The organism is Geodermatophilus africanus, assembly GCF_900107105.1.
In the GTDB taxonomy this organism is placed as follows: Bacteria; Actinomycetota; Actinomycetes; order Mycobacteriales; family Geodermatophilaceae; genus Geodermatophilus; species Geodermatophilus africanus.
In genome coordinates this window covers 383,590-400,581 of record NZ_FNOT01000004.1, presented here as the reverse complement: position 1 = coordinate 400,581, position 16,992 = coordinate 383,590, and the positions used below count along the sequence as shown (strand labels likewise).

Genomic DNA, 16,992 nt, shown 5'->3' with positions numbered 1-16,992 from the left:
CACCAGCGCGGGAGACCGGGGCGGCGGCCCTCGGTGACGTAACTGGAACGGCCCCTGGTGACGTGCTGGAGCGGCCACGCTCCAGGGGCCCGCGCCGAGCCCTGACGGCCCCCTTGCCGGCTTTCAGTCGTCGGAGGACGAGCCGGCCGGCAGCTTGTCCTTGATCAGGCCCATTACCGACGAGTCGGTGAGGGTCGTGACGTCACCGAGCTCGCGGTTCTCCGCGATGTCGCGCAGCAGCCGCCGCATGATCTTGCCCGAGCGGGTCTTGGGCAGCTCCTGCACGACCATGATCTGCCGGGGGCTGGCGATCGGGCCGATGTCCTTGCGCACGTGCTGGCGCAGCTCCTTGACCAGGTCGTCGCCGGAGTCCTCGGCGCTCCCGCGCAGGATGACGAAGGCTACGATCCCCTGCCCGGTGGTGGGGTCGCTGGCGCCGACGACCGCCGCCTCGGCCACCGCCGGGTGCGCCACCAGCGAGGACTCGACCTCGGTGGTGGAGATGCGGTGGCCGGAGACGTTCATGACGTCGTCCACCCGGCCGAGCAGCCAGATGTCGCCGTCGGCGTCCTTCTTGGCGCCGTCCCCGGCGAAGTAGACCTGCTTGCCGAACCGGGACCAGTAGGTGTCGACGTACCGGTCGTCGTCGCCCCAGATGGTGCGCAGCATCGACGGCCACGGCTCGGTGAGGACCAGCAGGCCGGTGGTGTCGTCGCCGAGCTCGTTGCCCTCGTCGTCGACGACCTTGGCCGAGATGCCGGGGAACGGCGTCTGCGCCGACCCGGGCTTGAGGCTGGTGACGCCGGGCAGCGGGTTGATCATGTGCGCCCCGGTCTCGGTCTGCCACCAGGTGTCCACGATCGGGCAGCGGCCGCCGCCGATGTTCTTGTGGTACCAGAGCCAGGCCTCGGGGTTGATCGGCTCACCGACCGAGCCGAGGAGCCGCAGCGAGGTCAGGTCGAACCCGGCCGGGATGTCCTCGCCCCACTTCATGAAGGTGCGGATCACCGTGGGGGCCGTGTACATGATCGTGACCCGGTACTTCTCGATGAGCTCGAACCAGCGGCCGCGATGCGGAGTCTCCGGCGTCCCCTCGTACATGACCGAGGTGGCCCGGTTGGCCAGCGGCCCGTAGACGATGTAGCTGTGGCCGGTGACCCAGCCGATGTCGGCCGAGGTCCAGAAGACGTCGGTGTCCGGCTTGAGGTCGAAGGACGCCCAGTGCGTGTAGGCGACCTGGGTCAGGTAGCCGCCGCTGGTGTGCAGGATGCCCTTCGGCGATGCCGTGGTCCCGGAGGTGTACATGATGTAGAGCGGGTGCTCGGCGTCGAAGGCCTCGGCCGTGTGCTCGGTCGACTGCCGGTCGACGACGTCCTGCCACCACAGGTCGCGGCCCTCGGTCCACGCCACGTCCTGCTCGGTCCGCCGGACGACGAGCACGTTGCGGACGCTGTCGGTGCGGCCGACGGCCTCGTCCACCGCGGGCTTGAGCGCGCTCGGCGAGCCGCGCCGGTAGCCGCCGTCGGCGGTGACCACCAGGACGGCGCCGGAGTCGGTGATCCGGCTGGCCAGCGCGTCGGAGGAGAACCCGCCGAACACCACCATGTGGACCGCGCCGATGCGGGCGCAGGCCAGCATCGCGACGACCGCCTCGGGGATCATCGGCATGTAGATGGCCACCCGGTCGCCGGCCTGCACGCCCAGCTCGACCAGAGCGTTCGCGGCCTTGCAGACCTCGTCCTTGAGCTGGGCGTAGGTGATCGTGCGGGTGTCGCCCGGCTCGCCCTCCCAGTGGTAGGCGACCTGCTCGCCGTGACCGGCCTCCACGTGCCGGTCGACGCAGTTGTAGGCGACGTTGAGCTTGCCGCCGACGAACCACTTCGCGAACGGCGGGTTGCTCCAGTCCAGGACCTCGTCCCACCGCTGCGCCCAGGTCAGCCGCTCGGCCGCCTCGGCCCAGAAGCCCAGCCGGTCCTGCGCCGCCCGCTCGTAGACGTCGGGACCCACGTTGGCCTGCCCCGCCAGCTGCTCCGGCGCCGGGAACCGGCGGCCCTCCAGCTCGGTCGACTCGCTCATGCGACTCCTCCTGCTCCCGGCGTCGTCGTCGACGCCTGCCCTGTGTCCGGTGCCGTGGTTGCGTTCCGCTGCGGAACCGCACCGGCCGATACAGCGTGCTCCCCACCACACCGTATTGCCCACCACGCGCTGCGTCTGCCCGGCGCAGCGAGGCGCGTGGTCCGGCCCCCCCGTCCGGCGGCCAGACTGGCCGGGTGACGGCACAGGTGCAGGCGGCGGTGGCCGCACGGGTACCCGGTGCGGCGGCGCTCGGGCTGCTCGCGCCGCCGTCGGCGTCCGCCGTCCCGGCTGCGCTGTTCGCCGACGCCGCCTGGACGGCCGGCCGGCTGACCGCGCTCGGCGCGCGGTACGCCTCCGCCGACCGGCGGGTGCTGGGCACCGTGTGGTGGTACTCGGCGTCGTCGGTGCTGCTCACCCCGGCGCTGGCCGGGCTGGCCACCGGGCTGCCGCTGTCGGCCCGGCTGGCCGACACCTCCGTGGCCCTGCTCGGGAGCGGCACGCCGATCGCCGCCACGTCGTCCGCATCGGGGACGGACACCGCCGCTGAGCTCCGGGAGAGCCTGGCCGCGGTGGTGGACGCCGTGGCCGGGGCCGGCGGGGTGCGGGCGCGGCCGCTGTGGGCGATCGCGACCGACTCGCTGGCCAACCGGCTCCTCGCCCTGGGCCGGGCGCTCGGGGACGAGGAGCGGGTGACCGCGCTGGCCGCGCCCCTGGCCGCCGCCGTCGGCCCGCCGCTGCCGGCGCCCCGCTACGTCGACGTCGCCGGCGTGCGCTTCACCCGGCGGGTGTCGTGCTGCCTGCTCTACCGGCTGCCGCCCGAGCCGCTGTGCACCTCGTGCCCGCGCCGGCCGGCCGCCGAGCGGCAGGTCCTGCTCGAGGACACCGCCGAGCGGATGCGCTGAGAGAGGACCCCGTCCTCACCCCTCGGAGGCTCGGGACGGGGCCTCGGTGCGGGTTCCGGCCGGAACGGCCGGGTCCACCAAGAGGGGTCACGCCGGTCCCCGAACACGGTGACGCGACGGGGTGTCCCGGTCGTGGCGGCGCCGCCGTCCGCCGCGGGGACTCCTGTCGACGACGGGGGCCACCTCGCCGCGCGGCCCCTGGGCCCGGCCCGGGGTCTCGGCCACCGGCCCACCCCTCACGGCAGGAACAGCATCGTGTCCCCAAACTCGTGCCACAGGTAGCCGCCGGTGACGGCCCGCGCGTAGGCCCGGTCGACCGGCTCGCGGCCCGCCACGGCCTCGAGCAGCAGCAGGTGGCTGGCGTCGGGCGCGTGCAGCCCGGTGAGCAGGCCGGTGACGACCCGGGCCGGGCGGTCGGGGCCGAGCACCAGGTCGGTCCAGCCGGCGGCCGCACGGGTGACGCCGTCCTCCCCGGTCGCCGTCTCCAGTGCGCGGGTGACCGTCGTCCCCACGGCGACCACCCGGCTCCCGGCCGCGCGCGTCGCGTTCACGAGCCGGGCGGTGACCTCGGGTACCCGGTAGCGCTCCGGCGCGGGCGGCTCGTGGAGCTCGGGGCTGGAGACGCCGGCGTGCAGCACCACCGGGACGACGGGGACGCCGCGGGCCATCAGCCGGACCAGCACCCGGTCGGTGAACGGCCGCCCGGCGCTGGCGTTCTCCGCGCTGCCGGGTTCGGTGGCGTAGACGTTCTGCGCGTCGGCCAGCGGGACGGCGGCACCGAGGTAGCCGTAGCGGATCGGCGTGCCGTGCCGCTGCAGGTGCCCGACCGCGGGGACGGCCGGGTCGGGGCGGGCCCGCCACAGCCGCGACGCCCGCGCCGGTGCCGGGAAGCCCTCGACCAGCCGCAGCCGGACGCCGCCGGGCAGGTCGAGCACCGTCCCGGGCTCCACGCCGCGGTCGGGGCCGTCGTTGTCCGGACGGCGCAGCTCCACCACCCAGTCGCCGTCGTCCAGCGTCGTGGCGACGTGCAGCGGAGCGCGGACGCCGTCGGCCCGCCGGACGTCGAGGCGCGCGGGCAGCGTCGCCGAGGTGTTGACGACGACGAGGTCGCCGGGCTCGAGCATCTCGGGCAGGTCCCGGAAGGTCGTCTCGGTGATCCCGTCCGGCCGGACCGCCATCAGCCGGACCTGGTCGCGGGCCAGGCCGCGGCGCTCCGGCGGCGCGGCCGCCTCGGCGCCCATGGCGAGGGCGCTCATCGGACGGCCTCGGCAGCCAGCTCCGTGGCGCGGTAGCGGCCGCTGGGCAGGGCACCGTCCACCAGCCGCAGCAACGCGGGGACGACGGACGCCGGCTCCGGCAGCCCGGAGGCGTCGGGGTCGGCCGCGCGGTGCATGTCGGTGGCCATGTCGCCGGGGTCCACGGCGTACACCCGCAGCGTCGGGTGCTCGACGGCGAGGACGGCGGTCAGCTGGTCCAGCGCGGCCTTGCTCGCGCCGTACCCGCCCCAGCCCTCGTACGCCTCGACCGCGGCGTCGCTGCTGACGTCGAGCACGACCCCGCCGGCCCGCTCGAGCGCCGGCAGCACCGCCTGGACCAAGGCGAGCGGGGCGACGGTGTTCACCGCCAGCACCCGCTCGAGAGCCGCCGGGGAGAGGTCGGCCAGCCGGGGCAGCGGGGTGGGGCCGAGCTCGCTAGCGTTGTTGACCAGCAGGTCGAGCCGGTCGCCGACAGCGGCGGCGAGGGCGGCGCGGTGCGCGGGGTCGGTGACGTCGCCGGGGACGGCGGTGACGAGGTCCGGGCGGGGCAGCGCGGCGACGGTGACGGCCAGCCGGTCGGGCGTGCGGCCGTCGACGACGAGCCGCCAGCCGCGGCGGCTCAGCCCCTCGGCGAGGGCGGCGCCCAGGCCGCGGGAGGCCCCGGTGACGAGTGCGGTGGGAGGTGTCATGGCGCTACCGTCGGACCTCAAGTGGAGTTGAGGTCAAGGGGGAGTGGTGGAGGGTCTGCTGACCATCGGGCAGGTGGCCGAGCGCTCGGGGGTGGCGGTCTCCGCGCTGCGCTACTACGAGTTGCAGGGGCTGGTCACGGCCACCCGGACGCCCGGCGGCGCGCGGCGCTTCCCCCGGAGCGTGCTGCGCCGGCTCGCGTTCGTCCGTGCCGCGCAGAACGTCGGGCTGACACTGCCGGAGGTCCGCGAGGCGCTGGCCACGCTGCCCGACGGACGCACGCCGTCGGCCCGCGACTGGGCCCGGCTCTCGGAGTCGTGGCGGGACCGGCTCGACGAGCGGATCCGCGCGTTGGAACAGCTGCGCGACGGGCTGTCGTCGTGCATCGGCTGCGGCTGCCTGTCGCTGACTCGCTGCGCCCTCTACAACCCCGGCGACATCGCGGGCGCAGAGGGACCGGGGGCGCGCCGGCTGTCCCCGGCGCTGCGGCGGGTGCCGCCGACGTCGAACGCGGGTGACCACGGCGACGGACGCGGGGTGACCACCGCGACGGACGCGGGGTGACCACGGCGACGGACTCGGAGTGACACTTCCCGTGTCGCACGGCGGCCGGGAGCGGGAGAGGATCGCGGCGTGGGGTTGATGCCGGCTGCCTTCATCGGCCACGGCAACCCGATGAACGCGCTCGAGGACAACCGCTATACCCGGGCCTGGCGCGCGTTCGGCCAGGCGGTGCCGCGGCCACGGGCGGTCCTGGTCGTCTCGGCGCACTGGTACGTGCACGCGACGGCCGTGACGGCGATGGGGCGACCCCGGACCATCCACGACTTCTTCGGCTTCCCGCGGCCGCTCTACGACGTGCGCTACGACGCACCTGGGCTGCCCTCGCTGCACCAGGAGGTCGCCGACCTCGTCCACCCGACGTGGGTCGGCGCCGACCTCGACAGCTGGGGCCTCGACCACGGCGCCTGGGCGGTGCTGCGCCACGTCTTCCCCGACGCGGACGTGCCGGTGGTGCAGCTGTCGGTCAACGCGCTGGAGCCGGCCGAGCACCACCTGCGGCTCGGGGCCGCGCTCGCCCCGCTGCGGGAGGACGGCGTCCTCGTGATCGGCAGCGGCAACGTCGTCCACAACCTGAACGCGGTCAGCCGCACGATGCCCGACGCCGGGTTCGACTGGGCGCGGCGCTTCGACGACGCCGTCCGCGAGGTCGTGCTCGAGCGGCCGACCGAGGTCGCGGCCCTCGACGGGCACCCGGACGCCGCGCTCGCCGTCCCCACGCCCGACCACTTCGTGCCGCTCCTCTACGTCGCCGGCATCGCGGGGGCGACCGGCGCGACGGCCGAGCTGCTGGTCGACGGGTTCACCGACGGGTCGCTGTCGATGGCGTCCTACACGGTCGGCATGGCGCCGCTCCGGGTGGACGACGACACCTGAGGCCCGCCCGGGTCGTTGCGGATCGGTCCGTCACCCCTCGGTGAGCTCGTCGTCGTCACCCGGAAGGCGTGCCGATCAGATCCACGGGGGTCGAGGTGCACACGGTGGCCGAGGCTCGCGGCATGGTGCGCTACGAGAACCCGTCCACCGGTCAGCCGGTCGACGGGTTCGGCGTGCCGGAGGTCGATGACGACGACGTCCTGGCGGTCCAAGGGCTCGCAGCCCGGGTCCCGGGCAGGCGGCGATAATGCTCGGGCACGGCCAGGACTCCGCGTACGCGGTCGTCGACGTCCGCCCTGGCCGACGCGCTCAACGGCCAGACGCCGGACGCCGACGTGGCACTGGTGACCCGCGGCGGCGACGTCGACGAGGACGCCGGGGCGAGCGAGGACGACACCGTCGTCTTCGCCACGGTCGTCTGATGCGTGCCTATCCCGCGGCCGCGGGTGCGTCCGGAGTGCCCGCGTCGCTGATCCGCGGGAACGGCCGGGTGGAGAAGACCATCTCGACCGGCAGGCCGAAGAACTCGGCGATGCGCAGCGCCAGGTGCAGGCTGGGGTTGTACTCGCCGCGTTCCAGGTAGCCGACGGTCTGGTAGTGCACGCCGAGGGCGTCGGCCAGCTCCCGCCGGGTGATGCCCTGCTCGGCGCGCAGCAGCGCGATCCGGTTGTAGACGGCGTCCCCGGGCCGGTCGCCGGTCACCGCACCCACTGCAGGGCGGCGTCGCGGGCCGCGGCGACCTGGGAGCCGGACTGCCGACGCGCCATCCGCCGCAGCACCCCGGGGGTCACCAGCAGGCCGGCGACGGCCCAGGCGGCGAGCACGAGGGCGACCTGCCCGGTCCGCCACGAGCCGCCGAGTTCGAGGGAGGCGGCGGCGTCGGGCAGGAAGGCCGAGCGCATGCCCAGGCCGATCCAGTAGGTCGGGAACACCTGCGCCACCGTCTGCACCCAGCCCCACAGTGCCTGGACCGGGACGAAGATCCCCGAGATCCCCGTGACGACGAGGACGGGGAGCATCCCCCAGGTGCCGACCTTCTGGGTGTTGGGCACCACCGAGCCCAGGACCATCCCGATCGGGAGCGTGGCCAGCATGCCGAGGACCAGCACCCACGCGACGGTCAGCCAGCCACCCACTCCGGAGGGCATCACGTCGTCGAACAGCAGCGCGCTCGGCACCAGGATCACGAGGAACTGGGGGAGGGCGCTCAGCGAGTGGAAGACGAGCTGCCCGGTGACGTAGCCCTCCATGCCGTGCGGCAGGGCCTTGTGCCGCAGCAGCGTGCCGTCCTCCCGCTCCATGGCGAGGGCGAACGCCGGCCCGATGACGACGCCGAAGGCCACCAAGGCGCCGAGGATGCTCGGCAGCGCGACGGTCGGGTACAGCAGCGTCGTCCCCTCGACCGTGTCGTCGCGGTTGAACCACAGGAAGGCCAAGGTGGCGACGCCCGTGAACAGGTAGAAGCCCTGGTCCTGCGGGCTGCGCACGCTGTTGAGGAACTCCGTCCAGCCCCGGCGGACCCCGAGCCGGACGGCGTTCAGGGTCAGGGTCACCGGGCCACCTCCTCCAGTTGGGGCCGGACGCCCGCCTCGTGCTGGGCGACCATGGCGATGTAGGTGTCCTCGAGGCTCGCCCGGCGGACCTCCAGGTCGGCGACCTCGTCGCCGTGCTGCTCGAACAGTTGCCGGACGAACGAGGTCGGCTGGTCGGTGGCGTGCACGAAGCGCTCACCGTGCAGCCTCCAGCGCACCTCGCTGGTGCCGGCCACCCGACGGGTGAGGGCCTCCGCGCTGCCGTCGGCGACGATCCGGCCACCGGCGAGGATGAGGATCCGGTCGGCCAGCCGCTCGGCCTCGGCCAGGTCGTGCGTCGTGAGCAGGATGCTCGTGCCCTCCAGGTCGGAGAGCCGGTGCACCAGGTCGTGGAAGTCCCGACGGGCCTGCGGGTCGAACCCGGCGGTCGGCTCGTCGAGGAAGAGCAGTTCCGGGCGGCCGATGATCCCGACCGCGACGTCGAGCCGCCGACGCCGTCCGCCGGAGAGGGTGGCGATCCTGCGGTCGGCGTCGTCGGTCAGGCCGACGGTGTCGAGCAGCCAGTCGACGTCGTACGGGCGGGGGTGCGTAGACGTCGAGTAGGGGCGGTAGAAGCCGCCGAGCTGGGTGAGCAGCCGGCGCGGCGTCCAGCGGCCGTGGTCGCGCCAGGACTGCAGCACCACCCCGACCCGGGCCCGCCACGCGTCGCCGGCACGAGCGGGGTCGGTGCCGAGCACCTCGACGTCCCCGGCGGACGGCAGCCGGAAGCCCTCGAGGACCTCGATCGTGGTCGTCTTCCCCGCGCCGTTGGGCCCGAGCAGGCAGACCACCTCACCGGAGTGGACGTCGAAGTCGACACCGGTCAGCACCTCGTGGGCGCCGTAGCTCATCCGCAGGCCGCGCACCCGGACGACCGGCTGCTCGGGAACCTCTCGGGTCATCGCCCCTCCTGGAGGGCTTGTCGGTAAGGCGATAGTAGGTGTACTACATCCGCAGTACAACTGCTCCACGGCCTGGCCGCCAGGTCGCCGGACGACGGGGGGTCGGGATGACGGCGCGGACGGTGCTCCTGTCGGCAGCCCGGTGGCTGGCCGTGGTGATCCCGCTGACCGACGTCGCGCTGGTGCTCACCGGAGTGCTGTCGCTCCGGACCGGCATCGTCGTCGCGCTGGCCCTGGAGGCGCTGCTGGTCGTCGTCCTGGTCGTGGAGGCGGCCGCCTTCCGCAGGGCTTACCGGGCGGTGCGCCGGGACGGCGGTAGCCGGCGGGCGGGGCTGGTGGCGGGCGCGGAGGCCGTGTGGCCACCGGTGGTGCTGCGGCTGGCGCGCGCGGAGGTCGGCGTCGTCCGCGCGCTGTGGTGGGCGGTGCGGCGCCGTTCGGCCGTGGGACCGGAGGAGGTCGCGCTGCCCTACGCTGGCCGCTTCCGCCTGGTCCTCGGCGCGGTGACCGCCCTCGGCGTGCTGGAGACCGCGGTCGTGCACGTGCTGCTCCCGTGGGAGACCGCGCGGTGGGTGCTGCTGGCGGTGTCGCTCTACGCACTGGTCTGGGTGCTCGGCTCGGGCCTGTCGCTGTTCCAGCACCCGCACCTAATCCGTGACGACGAGCTGGTGCTGAGGTTCGGGCACCTGCGCGAGGTCGCCGTCCCGCTGGCCGGCCTGGTCGCGGTCCGGCGCAGCGTGGAGTCGGAGCACAAGCGGGTCCTGCTGCGCGACGGCGACCGGCTGGTGCTGTCGGTCATGGGCGACACAGACGTCGAGCTGCGCTTCGACCCGCCGGTGCACGTGGCCGGCCAGGACGAGCCGGTGGCCCGCGTCGCCTTCTGGGCCGACGACCCGCGCGCCGTCGTCCGGCTGCTCCGCGAGCGGTCCGTGCCCGCGGCCGGCTGAGCCCACCGGCGTCCCCGCGGGAGCGCGGCCCCCTCGGGGGGAGCGTGTCGGTGGGAGGTCCCTGGAGGAGTGCAGCCGCGCGGACGTCCCCGCGGGAACGTGGCCCCTGGGCGCCTGGTGACGCCAGGTCTCTGCGGGCGTGCGGCCGTTCGCGTTCCCGCGGGAGCGACGGCGTTGCTCCTCGGCCCAGGCCTCGCGCGACCTCGGCGCTGGCTCGTCGTTCCGCAGGAGCACCGCTGACCTGCGGTTCTGTCACCCCCGCGCCCTAGCCTCCGTACAGGTGTTCGAGGAGGAGGGTCCGGTGTCGGAGGAGCGTGAGAGCGGCGAGCTCCCGCTGGAGGAGCTGGCGCGGCGCGTCACCAGTGGGGCGGTCCGGTTGGCCGCGGCCACGGCGGCGTGGCTGGCGTTGGTGGCCGAGTTCGACCGCCGCGGCGGTTGGGGCGCGGTCGGCATCCGGTCGTGCGCGCACTGGCTGGCCTGGCAGTGCGGGCTCTCACCCGGCGCGGCGCGCGAGCACGTGCGGGTGGCCCGTGCCCTGGGCGTCCTGCCGGCGACCGCGGCGGCCTTCGCCGCCGGCCGGCTGTCCTACGCCAAGGTCCGGGCGCTGACCCGGGTGGCCGACCCGGACACCGAACCGGCGCTGTTGGAGCTGGCCCACGAGCTCACCGCGTCGCAGCTGGAGCGGGTGGTCCGGGAGTGGCGCCGGTCGGACGCCGTCGACGGTGCGACGGTCGCGGCCAGACGGCGCTTCGACTCCTGGTGGGACGACGACGGGATGCTGCAGGTCCGGCTGTCGCTGCCCGCCGAGGAGGGCGCGGCGTTCCTGGCCGGGGTGGACTCCGTGGCCGAGCGCACCGCCCGCCGGGAACGGGCTGCCGCCAAGCGCACGGGTGCCCACCCGACCGGCGCGCAGCAGGACGAGGATGACGAGGTGGCCGCTGCGCGGGACCGCACGACGGCGCGTCGCTGCGCCGCGGTCGCGCAGCTCGCCACCGCGGCCGCCGACGCCGACCGGCGGGCCGGGGACCCGCCGCGCCGGGAGGTGGTGGTCCACGCCGACGCGGCGGTCCTCGCCGACGACGCCGCGGCGGGACGGGCGTACCTGGAGGGCGGCCCGGCCCTGCACCCGTCCCAGGTCCGGCGGATGCTGTGCGAGGCCACCGTGGTGACGATGCTCGAACGCGGCCGGGAGCCGCTGGCCGTCGGTCGCGCGCGCCGTCACGCCACCCGGGCCCAGCGCCGCGCCCTGCACCGCCGCGACGGCGGCTGTGCCCGCCCGGGCTGTCCGGAGACCCGCATCGAGCGGCTGCACGCCCACCACATGCGGCACTGGCTGCACGGCGGGGCGACCGACGTGGCCAACATGGTGCTGCTCTGCGACACCGACCACGGCCTCGCCCACGACCTGGGACTGGTCATGACCCGGCGCGCGGGCCACCTCGTCGTCACCGCTCCCGACGGCCGGCGGGTGTGGGGTGCCGCCGACGCCGCCTTCCACGACGGGGTGGCCGGGCTGGGCGGCGGGGTGGACGACGGACGGGTCGCCGGGGTCCAGCCGCTCGACACCGCGGTCGGACGCCGCCCGACCGCGGTCCGTCGTCCACCGGCCGCCACCGCCGCGCCCGCCGCAGCGGGGACGCCTGCGTCGATCACCCGGCTGCTCTTCCCCGACCGCCAGCCGGACCTGCCCGACGAGATGCACGTCAACGGCGAGCCGATGGACCTCGCCTACGTCGTCGGCGTCCTGCTGGCCAATCGCGACCTCGAACGCCGACTCGCCGCGGAGGACGCGAGGCGGCGGGCCGCCGTGGCCTGACCGGCCCATCGGCCCATCGCCGTTCCCGCGGGAACGCCGATGGATCGGGTCGTCAGCGCGGCGCCCCGAGCTCCGCGCTCAGCCGCACGACCTCGCCGACCACCCAGACGGCGGGCGGCCGGACGTCCTCGTCCGCCAGGGTCCGTGCCAGACCGGCCAGTGTGGTGCGCACGGTGCGCTGGGTCGGCGTCGACCCGTCGGCGACGACGGCGACCGGCGTCTCCGGGGCCCGGCCGTGCTCGACCAGCGCCGCCGCGATGGCCGCGGCCGTGTCGACCCCCATGAGGACGACGACCGTCCCCCGCAGCCGACCCAGCGCCGCCCAGTCGACCAACGACTGCGGATGGCCCGGCGGCACGTGCCCGGAGACCACGACGAACTCGTGGGTCAGCCCGCGGTGGGTGACCGGGATGCCGGCCAGCCCGGGGACGCCGATCGCCGACGTCACCCCGGGCACCACCTCCACCGGCACGCCCGCGGCCACACAGGCCTCGAGCTCCTCCATGCCGCGGCCGAAGACGAACGGGTCGCCGCCCTTGAGCCGCACCACCCGCCTGCCGGCCCGGGCGTGCTCCACCAGCAGCGCGTTGATCTGCTCCTGGGCCATGTACCGGCCGCGCGGCAGCTTCGAGGCGTCGATGACCTCAACCTCCGCGGGCAGCGAGGCCAGCAGCGACTGCGGCGCGAGGTGGTCGGCCACGACGACGTCGGCCTGCGACACCGCCTGCTGGCCGCGCACGGTGATCAGCCCCGGGTCGCCCGGCCCGCCGCCGACGAGCGCGACCGAGCCGGGCCGCCCGCCGGGGACCTCCCGGCCCGTGTGGTCGCGAATGGTGCCGTCGGTCAGGCCCGCCAGGACCGCGTCGCGCACCCCGACCGCGCGCTGCGGGTCGCCGCCGCCGTGCACCCCGACGACGAGGTCGCCCTGCCGGCCGACCGCCGGCGTCCACACGCTGGACGCCGACCGGTCGTCGGCCCGCGCGCAGAACACCCGCGACCGCTCGGCCTCCTCGGCGACCGCCGCGTTCACAGCCGGGTCGTCGGTCGCGGCCACCGCGTACCAGGCGCCGTCCAGGTCGCCGGCCTCGTAGCGGCGGCGCACCCAGGTGACCGCTCCCGGTCCGACCAGCGCCTCCAGCGCCGGGGTCACCTCGGGGCTGACCACGGTGACGCGGGCGCGGGCCTCCAGTAGTCCGGCGACGCGGCGGTGCGCGACCTGCCCGCCGCCCACGACGACCACCTTCCGGTCGAGCAGCCGCAGCCCGACCGGGTAGACGACCCCGCTCGCGGGGTCGACCGGGGTGGCGTTCACGCCTTCTCCGTCACACCGGCCGAGTCGAACGTCGCCACCTCGCGCAGCGCCCGCGCCGCGCTGGCCACCAGCGGCAGCGCCAGCAGCGCGCCGGTGCCCTCACCCAGGCGCAGGTCCAGCCCCAGCAGCGGGCGCAGGCGCAAGTGCCGCAGCGCGATGCCGTGCCCGGGCTCGGCGGAGGTGTGCCCGGCCAGCGCGTGCTCCAGCGCCGCCGGGCACAGCGCGGCCGCCACCAGGGCCGCGGACCCGGCGATCACGCCGTCCAGCAGCACCGGCACCCGCACCGCCGCGGCGCCCAGCACGAAGCCGGCGAGCGCGGCGTGCTCCAGGCCACCGAGCTCGGCCAGCGCCGCCAGCGCGGCCTCCGGGGTCGACGGCCGCTCGGGCACCCGGGCCGCCGCCCGGCCGACCACCTCGACCTTGCGGGCCAGCGTCGGGTCGTCCACCCCGGTGCCGCGACCGGTCGCGGCGGCCGGCGTCGCACCCGTGAACGCGCAGACCAGCGCCGCCGACGCCGTCGTGTTGGTGATGCCCATGTCGCCGGTCACCAGGCAGCCGTGCCCGGCGGCCAGCTCGGTGGCCACCTCGATGCCGACCTCGACCGCCCGCCGCGCCTCGTCGAGCGTCATGGCCGGGCCGACGGCGAGGTCGGCGGTGCCGGACCGAACCTTGCGGGACAGCAGCGCGGGGCTCACCTCGACCGCGTACGGCGTCGCGACCCCGACGTCCACCACGACGACGTCCGCGCCCAGCTGCGCGGCGAAGGCGTTGACCACCGCACCGCCGCGGGCGAAGTTGGCCACCATCTGCGCGGTGACCTCCTGCGGCCAGGGGGTCACGCCCTGCGCGTGCACCCCGTGGTCGCCGGCGAAGACCGCGACCGCGGCGGGGGTGGGCAGCGGCGGCGGGCAGGTACCCGCGGTGCCGGCCAGCTGCGCGGCGACGTCCTCCAGCACGCCCAGCGAGCCCGGTGGCTTGGTCATCCGGTCCAGGCGGTCGCGGGCGGCGCGCTCGGCGGCGGCGTCCCTCGGGGTGATCGCGGCGACCGTCTCGCCCAGGAGGGTGCCGGCGAAGGGGGCGTCGGACGGGGTGGTGGGGCGGCTCAGCGGATCTCCTCGGGGAGGCGGGGCAGGTCCTGGAACGCCGGTGTCCCGGGGTCCAGGATGGCAGCGAGGTCTGCGGCGAGGGCCACCGAGGTCGCGGGATCGCGGACGGCGACCCGCAGGTGGTCGGCGCAGAGCCCGGGGAAGGTCTCGCCGCGGCGCACCGCCCAGCCCCGGTCGCGCAGCGCCGACCGCACCCGCGCGCCGTCGGGCACGCGGAGCAGCACGAACGACGACCGCGGCCGCCCGACCACCTCCACCCCCGGGGGGAGCGCGGCCAGCAGGGCCTCCCGGTCGGCGGTCAGCGCGCGCGCCGCCGCCTCGGCCTCCGCCCGCGCCGCCGGGGCGGTGCAGGCGACCAGCGCCGCCAGCGCCGGCGTGGACACCGGCCAGTGCGGCTGCTGGGCGGTCAGCGCCGCGACCAGGTCCGCGGGGCCGAGCGCGTAGCCGACCCGCAGCCCGGCCAGCCCCCACGTCTTGGTCAGGCTGCGCACCACGAGCAGCCCGGGCAGGTCCCGGCGCCCGGCCAGGGACCCCGGCTCGCCGGGCACCGTGTCGGCGAACGCCTCGTCGACCAGCAGCACCCGCCCCGGCCGGGCCAGCGCGGCGACGGCGTCGGCCGGGTGCAGCACCGACGTCGGGTTGGTCGGGTTGCCGAGCACCACCAGGTCGGCGTCCTCCGGCACCGCCCGCAGCAGGTAGCCGGGCGGCTCCAGCAGCAGCCGCTCGACCGGGTGCCCGCCGGCGCGCAGGGCGGCCTCCGGCTCGGTGAAGGACGGGTGGACGACGACGGCCCGTCGCGGCCGCAGGGCCCGCGCGACCAGGGTGAACGCCTCGGCGGCGCCCGCGGTGAGCAGCACCTCCTCCGGCGGGCGGCGGTGCGCCGCAGCGACGGCGGCGCGCGCCGGACCCGCGTCGGGGTAGGCGGCGGCATCGTCGAGCGCCTGGTGCAGGACGGCGCGCAGCCACGGCGGCGGCGTCCCCGCGCGGACGTTGACGGCGAGGTCGACCAGGCCGGGCGCGAGGTCGGCGTCCCCGTGGTGGTCCAGGTCCGGTTCGAGGGTCACCGGGCCACCGCCACGGTCACCCGCCCGACGACCGTGCGGCCCACCAGCAGCGTCCCGCCGTCCAGGAGCGCCGCGGCCTCGGCGACCGAGGGCGTCCCCACCGCGGCGGCCACCCGCGGCGACGGCGACGGCACCGGGACGGCGGCCAGCGCGGTCGCCGGGTGCCCGGTCAGCGGCCAGCCGCGGGCCGCGGCGGCCGCGACCACCCCGGGCTCGGCGGCGCGGGTGTCGAGGGTGGCCAGTCGGACGCCCGCCGCGCCGGCCGGCAGGACGGCGTCCACCGCGGCCAGCACCTCCGCGGCGCTCACCCCCGGCCGCGCGCCGACGCCGACGACCGTCACGGGGTCACCCCCTCGGGCAGCGCCGCCAGCAGCGACCCGGCGTCGCGGGGGAGGGCGCCGTCGGGCAGCAGGCCCAGCGCGCGCAGCCGGGCGCCGACGGTCAGCGCCCACGGCCGGTCGAGGCGGGCGCGGGCGAGCAGGTCGTCGTCGGCCAGGACGTCGGCGGGGGCGCCCTGCACCACGGCCCGGTCGACGACGACGGCGACGTCGTCGGCCCAGCGCAGCGCCAGGTCGACGTCGTGGGTGCTCATGACGACGGTCGAGCCCGATGTCCGCAGCCGCTCCAGCGCGGCCAGCGCCTCGGCCACCGCCGACGGGTCGAGCCCGGCGGTGGGCTCGTCGAGCAGCAGCACGCACGGGCGCATCGCGACCGCGCCGGCGATGGCCACCCGCTTGCGCTCGCCGTAGGAGAGCTGGTGGGTGGGCCGGCCGGCCAGGTGGGCCACGGCGAGCAGGTCGAGGGCCTCGGCAACCCGCTCGCGGACGGCGTCCTCGGGCAGGCCCAGGTTGAGCGGGCCGAAGGAGACGTCCTGCGCGACCGAGGCGCTGAACAGCTGGTCGTCGGGGTCCTGCAGCACCAGCTGGACCTCCTGCCGGTGCGCGCGCAGGCCGCGCCGGGTGTGCTGCAGCCGGGCCCCGTCGACGGCGACCGTGCCCGCCGCCGGCTCAAGCGCGCCGGACAGGCAGCGCAGCAGGGTCGTCTTGCCCGAGCCGTTGGCCCCGAGCAGCGCCAGCCGGCGCCCGGCCGGCACGGTGAGCGCGGCGCCGTCGAGCACCCGGCGGCCGCGCTCGTAGCCGGCGACCAGCCCCTCGGCGGTGAGCGCCCGGTGGCTCATGCGAGCAGGCCCACCGTGACCAGCGCCGCCAGTCCGACGACGGTGGCGGTCACGAACGCCCGGGACGACGGCAGCACCTCGGGCAGCACCCGAAGACCGGTCTCCATGCCGCGGCCGGCCAGCCCCTCCTGCATCCGGCGGGCGCGGTCCCAGGAGCGGGTGAGCACCGCGGCGGCCAGCGCGCCGGACGAGCGGTAGCCGCGGCCGACGGTGGCGTAGCCCATCCGCGCGGTCTGCGCCTCGCGGACGGCGTGCAGGCTCGCGAGCAGGACGAACAGCAGCCGGTAGGTCACCGCGGCGACCTCGACGACCGCCGCCGGCACCCGCAGACCGCGCAGCGCCGGCAGCAGGTCCGACACCGGGGTGGTGGTGGCCAGCAGCAGCACCGCGGCGCTGCCGGCGAGCGCGTGCCCGGTCAGCGAGCCGGCACGGGTCGCGGCGTCCGGCGCCCAGCCGAGGCCGCCGGTGCCGACGGTGACCACCGAGGTCAACGCGCCGACGGCGATGAACGCCAGCGGCCAGCGCACCGCCCGGCCGAAGGTGCGCGCGGGCACCCGGGCCGGCCCGAGGGCGAGGACGACGGCGGTGAGACCGACCAGCACGCTGCCCGGCCAGGCGGGGAGCGCCAGCGCGCACGCGACCAGGCCGCCGCACAGCAGCAGCTTGTCGGCGGGGGAGCGGCGGCGCCAGGCGCTGGCCCAGGCGGCGTCGTCGACCGCCAGGCCGGTCACGGGCGGCCCGC

Annotated in this window: 18 protein-coding genes; 6 read left to right on the top strand and 12 right to left on the bottom strand. The window is 76.3% G+C overall.

What is annotated here, in order from left to right; genetic code table 11:
• Positions 1 to 123: 123 nt before the first annotated feature.
• Positions 124 to 2,076: an acetate--CoA ligase gene (acs, locus tag BLW63_RS09700; protein WP_091154407.1), complete on the bottom strand. Its 1,953-nt coding sequence runs from the start codon at positions 2,074 to 2,076 to the stop codon at positions 124 to 126.
• 194 nt (positions 2,077 to 2,270) lie between these two features.
• Between acs and BLW63_RS09695 the strand changes: the two genes are divergently transcribed.
• Positions 2,271 to 2,978 carry a (2Fe-2S)-binding protein gene (locus BLW63_RS09695; protein ID WP_091154402.1) on the top strand — a complete coding sequence of 236 codons (708 nt, stop codon included), beginning with the start codon at positions 2,271 to 2,273 and terminating at the stop codon, positions 2,976 to 2,978.
• A gap of 236 nt (positions 2,979 to 3,214) precedes the next feature.
• On the opposite strand, the gene BLW63_RS09690 is transcribed toward BLW63_RS09695, so the two are convergent.
• The gene (locus BLW63_RS09690; protein WP_091154397.1) at positions 3,215 to 4,234 is read right to left on the bottom strand and encodes an S-adenosylmethionine:tRNA ribosyltransferase-isomerase; all 1,020 of its coding nucleotides are present in this window, start codon (positions 4,232 to 4,234) and stop codon (positions 3,215 to 3,217) included.
• Positions 4,231 to 4,923: an SDR family NAD(P)-dependent oxidoreductase gene (locus BLW63_RS09685; protein ID WP_091154393.1), complete on the bottom strand. Its 693-nt coding sequence runs from the start codon at positions 4,921 to 4,923 to the stop codon at positions 4,231 to 4,233. The genes BLW63_RS09690 and BLW63_RS09685 overlap by 4 nt, the downstream gene beginning before the upstream one ends.
• Positions 4,924 to 4,969: 46 nt before the next feature.
• On the opposite strand from BLW63_RS09685, the gene soxR reads away from it, so the two are divergent.
• From soxR to BLW63_RS26765, 3 genes are all read left to right on the top strand, one after another.
• Positions 4,970 to 5,485 carry a redox-sensitive transcriptional activator SoxR gene (gene soxR, locus BLW63_RS09680; RefSeq protein WP_091154890.1) on the top strand — a complete coding sequence of 172 codons (516 nt, stop codon included), beginning with the start codon at positions 4,970 to 4,972 and terminating at the stop codon, positions 5,483 to 5,485.
• Between the two features lie 78 nt (positions 5,486 to 5,563).
• A complete protein-coding gene (gene ygiD, locus BLW63_RS09675) occupies positions 5,564 to 6,358 on the top strand; it encodes a 4,5-DOPA-extradiol-dioxygenase (RefSeq protein WP_091154388.1) in 795 nt (264 codons plus the stop codon).
• Between the two features lie 68 nt (positions 6,359 to 6,426).
• A complete protein-coding gene (locus BLW63_RS26765) occupies positions 6,427 to 6,606 on the top strand; it encodes a hypothetical protein (protein ID WP_211517060.1) in 180 nt (59 codons plus the stop codon).
• Positions 6,607 to 6,787: 181 nt separating this feature from the next.
• On the opposite strand, the gene BLW63_RS09670 is transcribed toward BLW63_RS26765, so the two are convergent.
• Genes BLW63_RS09670 through BLW63_RS09660 form a run of 3 tightly spaced genes read right to left on the bottom strand, consistent with a single transcriptional unit; the run spans position 6,788 to position 8,831 of the window.
• Positions 6,788 to 7,060: a helix-turn-helix transcriptional regulator gene (locus tag BLW63_RS09670; RefSeq protein WP_091154886.1), complete on the bottom strand. Its 273-nt coding sequence runs from the start codon at positions 7,058 to 7,060 to the stop codon at positions 6,788 to 6,790.
• Positions 7,057 to 7,911, bottom strand: a complete 855-nt coding sequence (locus BLW63_RS09665) for an ABC transporter permease (protein ID WP_091154384.1) — start codon at positions 7,909 to 7,911, stop codon at positions 7,057 to 7,059. The genes BLW63_RS09670 and BLW63_RS09665 overlap by 4 nt, the downstream gene beginning before the upstream one ends.
• Entirely contained in the window at positions 7,908 to 8,831 is a 924-nt protein-coding gene (locus BLW63_RS09660) for an ABC transporter ATP-binding protein (RefSeq protein ID WP_170856712.1), read from the bottom strand. The genes BLW63_RS09665 and BLW63_RS09660 overlap by 4 nt, the downstream gene beginning before the upstream one ends.
• Positions 8,832 to 8,938: 107 nt before the next feature.
• Here BLW63_RS09660 and BLW63_RS09655 point away from each other — a divergent pair, with 107 nt between their 5' ends.
• Positions 8,939 to 9,775: a hypothetical protein gene (locus tag BLW63_RS09655; RefSeq protein WP_091154380.1), complete on the top strand. Its 837-nt coding sequence runs from the start codon at positions 8,939 to 8,941 to the stop codon at positions 9,773 to 9,775.
• Positions 9,776 to 10,076: 301 nt separating this feature from the next.
• Positions 10,077 to 11,591, top strand: coding sequence for an HNH endonuclease signature motif containing protein (locus BLW63_RS09650; RefSeq protein ID WP_091154376.1), 1,515 nt, complete (start codon positions 10,077 to 10,079; stop codon positions 11,589 to 11,591).
• A 52-nt stretch (positions 11,592 to 11,643) separates the two neighbouring features.
• On the opposite strand, the gene cobA is transcribed toward BLW63_RS09650, so the two are convergent.
• The 6 genes from cobA to cbiQ are packed head-to-tail and all read right to left on the bottom strand — an operon-like array spanning position 11,644 to position 16,981.
• The gene (gene cobA / locus BLW63_RS09645; protein ID WP_091154373.1) at positions 11,644 to 12,903 is read right to left on the bottom strand and encodes a uroporphyrinogen-III C-methyltransferase; all 1,260 of its coding nucleotides are present in this window, start codon (positions 12,901 to 12,903) and stop codon (positions 11,644 to 11,646) included.
• Positions 12,900 to 13,961: a nicotinate-nucleotide--dimethylbenzimidazole phosphoribosyltransferase gene (gene cobT / locus BLW63_RS09640; RefSeq protein WP_280140509.1), complete on the bottom strand. Its 1,062-nt coding sequence runs from the start codon at positions 13,959 to 13,961 to the stop codon at positions 12,900 to 12,902. The genes cobA and cobT overlap by 4 nt, the downstream gene beginning before the upstream one ends.
• A 44-nt stretch (positions 13,962 to 14,005) precedes the next feature.
• The gene (cobC, locus tag BLW63_RS09635; protein WP_091154369.1) at positions 14,006 to 15,073 is read right to left on the bottom strand and encodes an Rv2231c family histidinol phosphate aminotransferase CobC; all 1,068 of its coding nucleotides are present in this window, start codon (positions 15,071 to 15,073) and stop codon (positions 14,006 to 14,008) included.
• A complete protein-coding gene (locus tag BLW63_RS09630) occupies positions 15,070 to 15,414 on the bottom strand; it encodes a cobalamin biosynthesis protein (RefSeq protein WP_091154366.1) in 345 nt (114 codons plus the stop codon). The genes cobC and BLW63_RS09630 overlap by 4 nt, the downstream gene beginning before the upstream one ends.
• Complete coding sequence (locus BLW63_RS09625) at positions 15,411 to 16,250, bottom strand: energy-coupling factor ABC transporter ATP-binding protein (protein ID WP_091154362.1); 840 nt, start codon at positions 16,248 to 16,250, stop codon at positions 15,411 to 15,413. Before BLW63_RS09625 ends, BLW63_RS09630 begins: the two co-directional genes overlap by 4 nt.
• Positions 16,247 to 16,981 (bottom strand): cobalt ECF transporter T component CbiQ, encoded by a 735-nt coding sequence (gene cbiQ, locus BLW63_RS09620; RefSeq protein ID WP_091154359.1) that lies wholly within the window; start codon positions 16,979 to 16,981, stop codon positions 16,247 to 16,249. The genes BLW63_RS09625 and cbiQ overlap by 4 nt, the downstream gene beginning before the upstream one ends.
• Between the last annotated feature and the right edge of the window lie 11 nt (positions 16,982 to 16,992).